This is a genomic window from Clostridium sp. CAG:221 (genome assembly GCA_000435835.1).
Lineage (GTDB): Bacteria > Bacillota > Clostridia > Clostridiales > Clostridiaceae > Clostridium.
The window spans coordinates 1-12,788 of sequence record FR883395.1 but is presented as its reverse complement, the minus strand read 5'-3'; the positions used below and the strand labels follow the sequence as shown (position 1 = coordinate 12,788).

Annotated in this window: 12 protein-coding genes; 10 read left to right on the top strand and 2 right to left on the bottom strand. The window is 36.5% G+C overall.

From position 1 onward, the window contains the following. The first annotated feature begins 48 nt into the window (after positions 1–48). Positions 49–765 carry a DUF6674 family protein gene (locus Q5O44_RS06315; RefSeq protein ID WP_366934339.1) on the top strand — a complete coding sequence of 239 codons (717 nt, stop codon included), beginning with the start codon at positions 49–51 and terminating at the stop codon, positions 763–765. A 678-nt stretch (positions 766–1,443) separates the two neighbouring features. Here the strand turns inward: Q5O44_RS06315 and Q5O44_RS06310 are convergent. Further along, complete coding sequence (locus tag Q5O44_RS06310; protein WP_022167555.1) at positions 1,444–2,298, bottom strand: AraC family transcriptional regulator; 855 nt, start codon at positions 2,296–2,298, stop codon at positions 1,444–1,446. 273 nt (positions 2,299–2,571) lie between these two features. On the opposite strand from Q5O44_RS06310, the gene Q5O44_RS06305 reads away from it, so the two are divergent. From Q5O44_RS06305 to Q5O44_RS06265, 9 genes are all read left to right on the top strand, one after another. Next, on the top strand, positions 2,572–4,470 hold the full coding sequence (locus tag Q5O44_RS06305) for a glycoside hydrolase family 2 TIM barrel-domain containing protein (RefSeq protein WP_022167554.1): 1,899 nt from the start codon (positions 2,572–2,574) through the stop codon (positions 4,468–4,470). Continuing rightward, a complete protein-coding gene (locus Q5O44_RS06300) occupies positions 4,454–5,404 on the top strand; it encodes a beta-galactosidase small subunit (RefSeq protein ID WP_022167553.1) in 951 nt (316 codons plus the stop codon). Before Q5O44_RS06305 ends, Q5O44_RS06300 begins: the two co-directional genes overlap by 17 nt. 21 nt (positions 5,405–5,425) lie before the next feature. Further along, the gene (locus tag Q5O44_RS06295; protein ID WP_022167552.1) at positions 5,426–6,703 is read left to right on the top strand and encodes a galactokinase family protein; all 1,278 of its coding nucleotides are present in this window, start codon (positions 5,426–5,428) and stop codon (positions 6,701–6,703) included. A 13-nt stretch (positions 6,704–6,716) separates the two neighbouring features. Then, complete coding sequence (gene galE, locus Q5O44_RS06290) at positions 6,717–7,700, top strand: UDP-glucose 4-epimerase GalE (RefSeq protein ID WP_022167551.1); 984 nt, start codon at positions 6,717–6,719, stop codon at positions 7,698–7,700. A 20-nt stretch (positions 7,701–7,720) separates the two neighbouring features. After that, entirely contained in the window at positions 7,721–9,202 is a 1,482-nt protein-coding gene (gene galT, locus Q5O44_RS06285; RefSeq protein WP_022167550.1) for a UDP-glucose--hexose-1-phosphate uridylyltransferase, read from the top strand. Between the two features lie 102 nt (positions 9,203–9,304). Beyond that, on the top strand, positions 9,305–10,354 hold the full coding sequence (locus Q5O44_RS06280) for an aldose epimerase family protein (protein ID WP_022167549.1): 1,050 nt from the start codon (positions 9,305–9,307) through the stop codon (positions 10,352–10,354). A gap of 21 nt (positions 10,355–10,375) precedes the next feature. Continuing rightward, positions 10,376–10,861, top strand: a complete 486-nt coding sequence (locus tag Q5O44_RS06275) for a methylglyoxal synthase (protein ID WP_022167548.1) — start codon at positions 10,376–10,378, stop codon at positions 10,859–10,861. Positions 10,862–11,065: 204 nt separating this feature from the next. After that, positions 11,066–11,401, top strand: coding sequence for a helix-turn-helix domain-containing protein (locus tag Q5O44_RS06270; protein ID WP_022167547.1), 336 nt, complete (start codon positions 11,066–11,068; stop codon positions 11,399–11,401). Between the two features lie 44 nt (positions 11,402–11,445). Continuing rightward, positions 11,446–11,856, top strand: a complete 411-nt coding sequence (locus Q5O44_RS06265; protein ID WP_022167546.1) for a LytTR family DNA-binding domain-containing protein — start codon at positions 11,446–11,448, stop codon at positions 11,854–11,856. 20 nt (positions 11,857–11,876) lie between these two features. Here the strand turns inward: Q5O44_RS06265 and Q5O44_RS06260 are convergent. Further along, positions 11,877–12,788 (bottom strand): IS3 family transposase (locus tag Q5O44_RS06260; RefSeq protein WP_302637499.1); only part of this gene is annotated, 912 nt, incomplete at its 5' end.

Sequence of the window (12,788 nt, the reverse complement as noted above, 5' to 3'; positions counted from 1 at the left end):
TATTGGCACAATTGTTCAAAATAGTCTTGACATTAATACTTTGATGGAATGGGCAAGAGGCTTGAGCAGGTGACAGAGGAATTATCAAGCGTCCGTAAACAGCTTGAAAAGATGGAGCAGGAAAAGGCAGACAAGACCTTAAAGGCTACCGTCCGTAAGGCTGTGGAATCCTTAGAACAGCAATGCCAGAAGATGAAGGAGCAGTTGTTTGAAATCAAAACAGAGGTAAAAGCAAAGGCTTCTGAAATTGTGGCAGAGGCAAAAGCGAAGGGCAAAGCGGCACTTCATAAGGTATCTGAGTTCTTAGGCATTAAGGATAAGCTGGAGTCTGTCCGAGAGAATGTCCGTAAGAGTATTGCAGAGACAGAGCATACCATAAATAAATTGGATGCCTTTGGTAGCGGTATGAGGGAAGCCGGACAGAAGATTGCTAATACCTTCTGTACCTTTGCAGATAAGGAAACGGTTGATTATCCCGAAAAGGAAAAGAAGTTCTCTAAAACGGAGCTTGTGAAAAAGCCTTTCGAGGCAAAGAAAAAGCTGTATCAGAGAATGGAGCAATATCTGGATGAGGCACTTGATAAGGTGGAAAGTCTTGCCAAAGAGCCGGAGCGAATGAAGGATGTGGAAATGGCAGAGCCTTCCATGCTTGGAGCTGTGGCAGAGCCGGAATTTCAGTATGGGGCAGACGCCTTTGAAGCCTATCAGCAGTCAGGAAAAGCAGAGACAGAGGTTGTGTCAGAGGTAAAGGGTAAGAGCCGATAAGGGTGAAGTCCACTTGAATGAAAGGTGTAATTCAAGTGGACTTTTTGTCGTTTTCTGCAATAAAGGTTCATTTTCTGTCATGACTGTTGATAAAAAAATAAAAGACATTACTATATAGACTGTATCTTTTATGTTAAGGAGTAATTATTATGAAATTAAACTATGTGATCTGTGATGCAAAGATAATTGACAATGAAGATGTGAATGAGTTAGATATTACTTGAGTGATTTTTATTACGTATCAGAAGTATGAAATTCACATTACATTTGAAATGAAATAATGAAGCATATAAAAATAAAAGGATATTCCATTCTTGAATAAGAGGGCATATCCTTTTGAAATATAAGAAGTGTTGCTCTTGGGGTAATAACACATAATTGTCTTGTGGTAAATCCGTTTCTTTTTTATATTAACTGGCGAGGTTATATATTTAGAAAAGGAAATTACTAGTTTGTGGATTACCACATGCGATTTGTTTGATGAAGAAATACAGGTGCGTAAAAATTGAAGATTTCTTCAAAAAAGTTTTTTACTGTCTGTTTCATATTTCTCATCTCCTTTCGTTCTTTCTGAGGCAATCATAATCCAAAATAAGATATATTACTCGCCAAATCCATTCCAAAAGTAGACAAAAGTTGCAAATGGAGAAATATGTGCATGTTTGATTTTGGAAAATGCTAGGTTTCTATACTGTTTCTATACTCTGAAGGAGAAATGCCCTTCAATTTTTTGAATGTCCTGCTAAAATATAACGGATTATCATAACCGACAATACTAGCTACTTCGGTGATATTATACATATTGCTTTTTAGCAGAGCCTCAGCGTTATAAATACGAACAGATAATATGTATTGCAAAGGAGTAAAGCCGGTGTATTGTTTAAAATTTCGGATGAACCAGCTTGTACTCATATTATGGGTTTGAGCATATTCCTCGATATTTATTTCTTCGTTGTAATGCTCGTTGAAGTAGAGCGTTGCTACATCTATATCTTCTGAAATCTGACTGTTACTTACTCTTGCACTTGTTTGTAAATGTCTGTGAACCATAATGAAGATTTCTCTTAAATGCATTTCAAGTATTTCGTCATAATGTTCCTTACACATCTGTAATTCCTGAATCATTAATCTAAAATGATTCTGATAATCAAGTCCCTTACCACAGTAATAAACATGCTTTTCTTTTGTAAAGCCATAATAACGAAGAATGTTTGTTACATCATTTCCGGTAAAATGTACCCAATACACTTCTGTCTGATCTTCACCGTAGTATTCGTATTTTTGAGGTTCCTTTGGTCTGTATAAAACCATGTGACCAGCGGTGACAATTTCTTCTTTTCCGTTAAAGTGAAAATGAGCTTTTCCGGATGCAATGTATAGCAACTGAAAGTCAAGACGTCCACGTGGTCGCCATGTCGGTAATTTGGGACGAGTAAATAAATGGTAAGTGCCACAGCTTGTTACAATTAACGGGCTTGACTTGTCCTTGATGTCCATAGTCGTATTATTCAGATAAGCATTATTGGCATACATAGTGTTACCTCCTTAACTATAGTTTGTTCAATTTTTGATGTGCACTTTGCTGAAAAAAACGGATATAATCCGTGTTGTTTTGTTTATTGTATCATTTTGTGCATGTTTTGTCCAATTTTTGATATGTATTTTATAGAGTTAAATTAGTATAATTAAGTTACATTAATATGAATCTTGAAGAGGCAAACAAGAAGTTAAAAGAGAATAAGCAGAAAACCATAATAGCCTCTAGAGTGTGACTTTAGGGGATATCTACAGAAAGTGAGGTTTAATATGAAAGCAGAGATTAAATGGTTAGACAACCCGGAAATTTTTAGAATAAATCAGTTAGATGCCCACAGTGATCATAACTACTATCTGAATTATAAGGATTTGGAAAGTGGTGATAATAAATTGACACAATCCTTAAATGGACAGTGGGATTTTAGGTTTAGCATCAATGTAATGGAAAGACCGGCAGATTTTTACAAGACAGATTATGACAGAAGTGGATTTGATAAAATCATGGTTCCGGGACACATTGAACTTGCAGGATATGACCAGATTAGATATATCAATACACAGTACCCTTGGGAGGGTAAAAGGTATCTTAGACCTGCTCACAGCATTGAGGGTGCTGGTGCAGGAGAAGGAATGTTCAGCGAAGCACAGTATAATCCGGTAGGGTCATATATAAAAGTATTTGACCTTGATGAAAAGTTGCAGAATAAAAGAATTCGTATCTGTTTTGAGGGTGTGGAGGAAGCAATGTATATTTGGTTAAACGGTGAGTTTATCGGATATACAGAAGACAGCTTTACACCGTCAGAGTTTGATTTGACACCTTATATCAAGGAAAAGAATAATGTATTGGCTGTGCAGGTACACAAAATGAGTACAGCAGCGTTTTTGGAGGATCAGGACTTTTTCCGTTTCTTCGGTATATTCAGAAATGTAAGCTTAAAGGCTACTCCTGATATCCATGTGGAGGATATGTGGATTCAGCCTGTATTAAATAAGGATAATACAAGCGGTGCAATTAAAGTGGATGTAAAAATTTCTGCTTCTTCTGAAAGTACAGTAAGTGCAAAATTCATCTTATCTGATAAAGCAGGAAATAAGCTTTTATCCGAAGATTTAGTATTAACAGGCGATAAGAACATGTTGGCAGGAGCATTGACAGCAGATGTAAAAAAGGTTACTCCTTGGGATAATCATAATCCTTATCTTTATGATACATTTGTTGAAGTTTATACTGACAGAAAGCTTGCAGAGGTTATTCCATATAAGGTTGGATTTAGAAGAATTGAGATTATAGACAAGGTAATTCATTTAAATGGAAAGAGGCTTATCATTACCGGTGTTAATAGACATGAGTGGAGTGCAAAAACCGGACGGGTAATCGGTATTAAGGAAATGATTTCAGACATTCAGTGTATGACCAGAAATAACATTAATTCTGTTAGAACCTGTCATTATCCGGATCAGATACCTTGGTATTATATGTGCGATGAAGCAGGAATTTATGTTATGGCGGAAACAAATCTTGAAAGTCATGGTTCATGGCAGAAGCTGGGAGCAATCGAACCGTCATGGAATGTACCGGGTTCTGTACTACAGTGGCGAGAAGCTGTTGTTGACCGTGCAAGAAATAATTTTGAGACATTTAAGAACCATACTTCCATTCTGTTCTGGTCGTTAGGAAACGAATCCTATGCAGGTGATGATATAGAGGCAATGAATAAATTCTTCAAGGAAAAGAAGGATGGTAGATTAGTACATTATGAAGGTTCCTATTATACCAGAGAATATGAGGATACTATTTCTGATGTGGAAAGTCGTATGTATGCGAAACCGGAGGAAGTGGAGAAATATCTGATAAACAGTGCAAAAAAACCATATTTACTATGTGAATTTATGCATGATATGGGTAACTCCATAGGCGGACTCGGTTCTTACATGAAGCTAATTGATAAATATGAAATGTATCAGGGCGGATATATTTGGGACTTCATCGATCAGGCACTTCTTGTAAAGGATGAAGTGACAGGAAGAGAAGTTTTAAGATATGGTGGAGATTTTGATGACAGACCGTCTGATTATGAATTTTCAGGCAATGGAATTGTTTTTGCGGATAGAAGAGAAAAACCGGCAATGCAGGAAGTGAGGTATTATTATGGAATGTACATCTAAATTAAGAATCGTATATGGAGATTATACACTTGGAGTTCACGGAGAAGGTTTTGATTACGTTTTCTCTTATTCACAGGGCGGTCTGGAGTCTGTTGTGAAAAATGGATATGAGTGGCTTTATCGCTGCCCGAAGCCTACATTTTGGAGAGCACTTACAGATAATGACAGAGGAAGTAAGTTTCATATAAAAAGCGGAAGCTGGCTTGCGGCGGATATGTTTATTGACTGTAAGGAAATTGAGGTTATTACAGATGGCAAGTCGCAGGGAAAACCATGTGCGCCGGATAATAATAAGTATGGTGGAGATGTGCTTGCAGAGAACATCGTTGTTAAATTTGTTTATGAGACGGTTACAAATCCAAGAACCACAGTTGATGTGATTTATAGTGTGGAGAATACAGGAAAGATAACTGTAAGTGTTTCTTATAAAGGAGTAAAAGGATTACCACAGCTTCCTGTATTTGGATTAAGGTTTATCATGCCGACTTTGGCTGATAAATATATGTATGAAGGACTTTCCGGGGAAACTTATCCGGATCGTATGGCAGGAGGAGTAAAAGGGGTGTATGAGATAAACGATTTAAGTCTGACACCGTACCTTGTTCCACAGGAATGTGGTATGAGAATGGGAACTGATTGGCTTGAAGTAACAAGACATACAAGTCTTAACAACAGCAGAAAAGACAATTCAGCTCAGATATTAAGAATTGAAAAAAAGGAAGATACATTTGCGTTCTCCTGCCTTCCTTATACAGCAAGTGAGATTGAAAATGCAACGCACCATGAGGAATTACCTCCTGCAAGAAGAACCGTTCTTTGTATCTACGGAGCGGTAAGAGGTGTGGGCGGAATTGACAGCTGGGGAAGCGATGTGGAAGATGCTTACCATATTGATGCAGAGAAAGATATAACATATTCTTTTGTGATTTGTTAAGAAGGAATTGAGGTGGTTAGGATGAAGACAAATGAAATGAAGAAGAACATCTTAGAAGATGGAATGGATGAAAGATTTTTAGACATCTATGTAGATGCTACAAAGCTTGAATATCATAAAAGGCGTTATGTGCAAGCCATAGAACTGTTTGAAGCACATTATGGAGCCGGGGAAGCAGAAATATTTAGTGCACCGGGCAGAAGTGAAGTGGGTGGAAACCATACGGATCATCAACATGGAGAGGTTCTGGCTGCATCCATCAACCTTGATACGATTGGCATTGTCAGACAGACTGAGGATAATCAAATCCGAATCATATCTGATGATTATGATGAAGTGGTTATCTCATTAGATAATATTGACTGTAAAGAGGAAGAAAAGGAAACAACAACTGCATTGATTAAGGGTGTTGTTGCAGGCTTTATGGAAAGAGGCTATAAAGTAGGTGGTTTCAGAGCATATGCTACCAGTGATGTATTAATTGGTGCAGGTCTTTCTTCTTCGGCAGCTTTTGAAACACTGATTGGGACTATTCTGTCGGGACTTTATAATGATATGAGTATTTCAGCCATTGAAATAGCGATTGTTGGACAATATGCAGAAAACGTATATTTTGGAAAGCCTTGTGGATTGATGGATCAGATGGCTTGTTCTGTTGGAAATCTGGTATATATTGATTTCAAGGACCCGAAGAAGCCGGAAGTTGAAAAATTGGATTTTAATATGAGTGAGCATGGATACAGCTTGTGTATTACAGATACGAAGGGTTCACATGCAGATTTAACATACGAATATGCAGCCGTTCCACAGGAGATGAAAAGAGTTGCAAATCATTTTGGAAAAGAGGTTCTCCGTGAAGTAGAGGTGGTGGATGTTATTAAGGCGATACCAGAGCTTAGGGAGAAGTACGGAGACAGAAGCGTATTAAGAGCACTGCATTTCTTTACAGAAAATGAGAGAGTACAAAAAGAAGTAAATGCATTAAAGTGGGGAGATATGAATCTGTTTTTGGATAACGTGAAGGAATCGGGGGATTCTTCTTTCAAATACTTACAGAATGTATATTCAAGTAACGATGTGGAAAATCAGAATATTTCAGTTGCACTTATGATGAGTGATGTTTTGTTAAAAACAGAAGGTGTGAGCAGAGTGCATGGTGGAGGTTTTGCAGGAACCATTCAGGCATTTGTAAAAAATGATTTCGTTGTGCCATATAAGATGCAGATGGACAGCATTTATGGAGAAGGTTCCTGTAAGGATTTAAGAATCAGAAAATATGGCGGCATTAAGGTGATGTAAGGAGGCTGGGACAATGAGAATTTTAGTGTTAGGCGGAGCCGGATATATTGGTTCCCATACAGTATATGAATTGATAGACGCTGGATATGAGGTAGTAATAATTGATAATCTGTTAACCGGATTTAAGGAAGCAATTCACCCGGAAGCAAAGTTTTATGAGGGAGATATTCGAGATAAAAAATTTTTGGATGAAGTGTTTTCAAAAGAGAAGATAGATGGTGTGATTCATTTTGCGGCAAGCTCACAGGTTGGAGAGAGCATGACAAATCCGCTTAAATACTATAATAATAATCTTTGCGGAACAGAGGTGTTGTTAGAGAGTATGATGGAGCATGGAATTGATAAGATTGTATTTTCTTCAACTGCTGCTACATATGGAGAGCCGGAGAGTATTCCTATTTTGGAAACAGACAGAACACTTCCAACTAACTGTTATGGAGAGACAAAGCTTTCTATGGAGAAGATGTTTAAGTGGACTTCCAAAGCACATAATTTAAGATATGTGTCTCTTAGATATTTTAATGCATGTGGTGCTCATCCGAATGGAAAGATTGGGGAAGCACATAATCCGGAGACTCATTTAATTCCACTTATTTTGCAGGTTCCAAATGGTAAACGTGAGTATATTTCTGTATTTGGTAACGATTATGATACAAAGGATGGAACCTGTATCAGAGATTATATTCATGTAAATGATTTGGCACAGGCTCATATTTTAGCAATGGAATATTTGGCAAAGGGTGGAGAAAGTGACATTTTCAATTTAGGAAATGGAATAGGTTTTACAGTAAAAGAAGTGATTGATGTAGCTCGTGAGGTTACAGGACATCCGATTCCGGCAAAGGAAGAACCAAGAAGGGCAGGAGATCCTTCTACTCTCATTGCATCCAGTACAAAGGCCAAGGAAGTTTTAGGCTGGAATCCCCAATATGCAGATTTACACACCATCATTGCAACAGCTTGGCAGTGGCATGAAAATCATCCAAACGGTTATTAGAATTAAGGGAGGTTTTTCACATGGATAAAGTAATATCAGAATTAGTAAGTTATGGAATGTTGAACGGTCTGATTACAGAGGATGACAAGGTATATGTCATTAACAGATTGTTGGAGCTGTTTGACAAGAAGGATTTTGTGTGGAGTGATGAACAGGTAAGACCGATACATCTGATTTTGGAAGATATGATGAATTATGCCATCGAGCAGGGAATCATGGAAGATGACACCATAACAACTAAGGATTTGTTTGATACAAAGATAATGGGGTTAATTACTCCGATGCCTTCACAGGTAAGAGAGAAGTTCCAAAGACTCTATTCTGAAAGTCCTAAGCTTGCTACGGATTATTATTACAAATTTAGTCAGGATACTAATTACATCAGAAGGGACAGAATCGAAAAGGATGAAAAATGGACCACAGATACCGAGTATGGACAGATTGATATTACGATAAATTTGTCTAAGCCGGAAAAGGACCCCAGAGACATAGCAAAAGCGGCAACAGCGAAAAAGAATGAGTATCCGAAGTGCCTTCTTTGTGAAGAAAATGAGGGATATGCAGGACATATTTCTCATCCGGCGAGACAGAACCACAGAATAATTCCGGTAAAACTGGCTGATAGAGACTATTATTTTCAGTATTCGCCTTATGTTTATTATAATGAGCATTGCATTGTTTTTAACAAAGAGCATACGCCGATGAAGATTGATAAAGCTGCATTTGTAAAGCTGCTTGATTTTGTAAAACAGTTTCCACATTATATCGTTGGTTCAAATGCAGACCTTCCGATTGTTGGTGGTTCCATATTAAGTCATGATCATTTTCAGGGCGGTTCTTATACATTTGCTATGGCGAAAGCTCCTTATGAATATATGTTTCAGGTAAAAGGCTATGAGGACGTGACAAGCGGCATTGTAAAATGGCCGATGTCAGTGATCCGATTACAAAGCAAAAAGCCTGAGAGAATCGTGGAGTTATCCGATTACATTTTAAATGCATGGCGCAATTACACAGATGAGGATGCGTTTATCTTTAGTGAAACCGACGGAGAGCCGCATAACACAATAACACCAATTGCAAGAATGAATGGTGATTTATACGAGATGGATTTGGTGCTTCGCAATAATATTACGACAGAGGAGAAGCCTTGGGGTGTATATCATCCGGAGGAGAAGCTGCACCATATCAAGAAAGAAAATATCGGACTGATTGAGGTTATGGGTTTGGCTGTACTTCCAGCAAGATTAAAAAAAGAAATGCTTACTTTGGGTGAGGCTATCGTAGAGGGAAAAGATATTCGGACCATGGAAGAAATTGAAAAACATGCGGATTGGGTAGATGAATGGCGTAATCATTATAACATTACGAAAGAGAATGTTAATCAGATTCTAAAAGATGAAATAGCAAAGGTGTTTGTAAAAGTTTTGGAATGTGCTGGTGTATATAAGCGTACTGAGGAAGGACAGAATGCGTTTAGGAAGTTTATTTCAACGCTTTAGTTACATTCTGTGATTCCACTTGAAGTAGTCCTTATAGAACAACATTACATTGCAAGTGAAAATAGCTGTGATTGATATAATTTATGGATGGAGGACTCAGGGATGATTGAATGTCTAAAATTTGGAACAACTAAAGAGGGAAAAGAAGCAAGTATTTATATTTTAGAAAATGATAGCGGTATGCATGTGCAGGTATCAGATTTTGGTGCACTTATTTTAACAATTATGTTTCCGGATAGAAATGGGGAAATAAAGGATATTACGCTTGGTTTTGATGAGTTAAAAGATTATTACAATACAGATACCTGTTTTGGTGCTTATGTGGGCAGAAATGCAAATCGAATAAAAAATGCCTGCGTAATACTGGATGATAAAGAATACAAACTAGATAAAAATGACGGAGAGAATAATCTTCATAGTGGTTTTGTTCGCTCGCACTGTAAAATGTATGATGCCAGATATGGAAAATCCAAAGAAGGTAATTATGTTGAATTTAGTCGTCTTAGTCCTAAATTTGAACAGGGCTTTCCGGGAGATTTGGAGCAGCGGATAAGATACACACTTACAGACAACAATGAGCTAATTATTGATTACAGAATGGCAACCAATGAAACAACAGTAGTAAATCCTACGAATCACACCTATTTTAATCTGAATGGGCAGGATAATGGTAATATTTTACAGCACCGATTGGAAATCTATGCAAATAGTTTTCTTGAGATAGATGAAGATTTTGTGCCTACAGGAAACATTCTTAATGTTGAAAATACACCGATGGATTTTCGTATAAAGAAAATAATTGGCAAACAGATTGATTATAACGATGTTCAAATTAGACGTGCCAAAGGGTATGACCATAATTATGTATTTACAAATGATGGTAAGCTGAAAAAGATGGCAAAACTTTACTGTGACGAAAGTGGTATAACCATGACTGTTTATTCTGATTTGTGTGGTATGCAATTATATACAGGAAATTTCTTGGATGGAGTAGTTGGTAAGGGCGGTACAAGGTATGAAGAAAAAGCAGGTATTTGTTTTGAAACACAGTATTATCCGAATGCCTGTAATGAAGAACATTTTCCGAGTAGTGTGTTAAAGGCTGGACAAACATACAAATCCCGTACAATTTACGAGTTAGCTGTTTCGTAAAATTGGTAAATGAGAAGGATAATGGAATATATAAATATGACAATAAAGAGGCAAAAAAATATTGCACTTATAGCTCATGATGGAAAGAAGCAGGATATGATTCAATGGTGCTATGATAATAAGGAGATTTTAAAAAATCATCGTTTGTCCGGTACCGGAACTACTGCAAGAATGATTACAGATAAAGTGGGGTTAAGGGTAAAAGGTTATAATAGTGGTCCGTTAGGCGGCGATCAACAGATTGGTGCAAAGATTGTAGAGGGGAGTATTGATATGGTGATTTTCTTCTCAGACCCTCTAGCTGCACAGCCGCATGATCCGGATGTGAAAGCTCTTTTAAGAATAGCACAGGTATATGATATTCCGATTGCAAATAATATTGCTACTGCTGATTTTTTAGTTCGTTCCTCTTTAATGGATAATGAGTATATTCATAAGGTAGAAAATTTTAAAAAGAAAGTTGCAGATAGAGCAGAGACATTGGAAAAACATTCAATGGAAAGCTAAAGGAGTATCATTCTAATAAAAATTGAAATGATATAAAGTTCTGAAAACGGATGGCATCTAATGTGCCATTCGTTTTCTGCTTTTCAGAAAGAAATCATAAGTTGACCAATAAGCGAGCAGAAAATGATGTGCATTGGGTTGTTTTCTGGACTATGACATAAGGCTATCCATTGATATGATTTATAATGAAAAGAGGCGTAAATCATGGATACAGACAGAAAAGATACCAATATACAGATTGGTAAAAGACTAAGAGAAGCAAGAAGAAACATGAATATTGATAAAGTAGAAATTGCTGAAGTGCTTGGGGTTACAGTAGAGCATTATCGTAAGTTCGAGGCTGGTTCGACAGGTCTTTCCGTAGATAAGATATTGATCCTTTATCGAATCTATGGTATCGATCCTACATATCTGATAACTGGTGTTAGCAGTAATGCAATGGAGTTTAATCTGGAGTATTATGTTGCAAACAGTAGTAAAGAACAAAGAGATTTGTTTTTTGACCGTGTGCTTGCATATGTGTCTAAATTGATTAAGTGAGATGTGGTTATTCCTGCTTCTTAGAATGTGAAGGAGGAATTGTTATGTTGAAAATTGCTATATGTGATGACAGCAGAACTGATATTGAAATGTTAGAAAGTGCTTTTGATAAGCTGTGCCAATATCCGATTGAATATGATGTGTATTTTAGTGGGGAAGAATTACTGACATACTGTACATTACACGACGAAACATATCATCTATATATTTTTGATATTGAAATGCCACAGCTTAATGGATTGGAACTTGCAAAGAAAATCAGGGAAAAAGATGCAAAGGCTCTTTTTGTGTTTCTTACAAGTTACACGAAGTATGTTATGGATGTGTTTGCGGTCATTACATTTGATTATATATCTAAGCCGATAACAGCAGAGAAGTTGGAGTCGGTACTCTTAAAAGCCATGCAATATCTGAATTTGATAAAGCAGGATTTTGGTCTTATGTCAATATTTTAGACACAAAAAGTCAAACTTTTTTATGCTGCACTTCTAGCTAATAATTCACATTGATCTGGAGTCATGTAATTAATAGAAGAGTGTAGCCTTTTTCTGTTATACCAACCTTCAATATATTTAAATATAGCTACATTAGCTTCTTCGAAGGTACGATATGTATTTCTATAGATTTCTTCCTTCTTTATTGAAGAATGAAAAGATTCAATGCAAGCATTGTCATACGGACAACCTTTTTTGCTAAATGATTGTATAATATTAAATTCTTTACATAGTTCTTTTAAATCATTACTTGTGTATTGAGATCCTAAGTCTGAATGGAATATTAAAGGTTTATTTTTATCAGGATTCTGGCTGTAATAAGCATTTTTTAAAGCTTTAATAACTAAATTATTTGTCATTCTTTTACCAAAAGCATAGCCAATTATTTTTTTAGAATGCAAGTCAAGAACTGAAGCTAAATAGCACCAACCATCTTTGATAGTATGAATATATGTAATATCTCCTACCCATTTTTCATTAATAGAAGTAGTTGAGAAATTTCTCTTTAAAACGTTTTCTAACCCTTCTGCTACTTTCTTATTAGAATGAGGCTTGTATTTTTTTACAGTCACTGCACAAAGGCCAAGTTCAATAATTTTTCTTTGAACTCTCTTCAAAGATACATTAAAGCCTTCTGTAACAAGTATATGATGAATCCTCGGAGCTCCATATATTCCTTTATTAGCTTTGTATATTCTACTAATAGCTGCTTTTAATTCCTCATTTTCTAATTGTCTTGCTGATTTAGTTTTATCAAAAAATTTATAATATGTACTCCTGGCTACGCCTAGAACGGTACACATAGTCTTGATATCATGGTTGCTTTTATTAGAATCTATAAATTCTATTACTTTGTCTAATTTCTTGTTGCAAATATGGCCATAGCTTTTTTG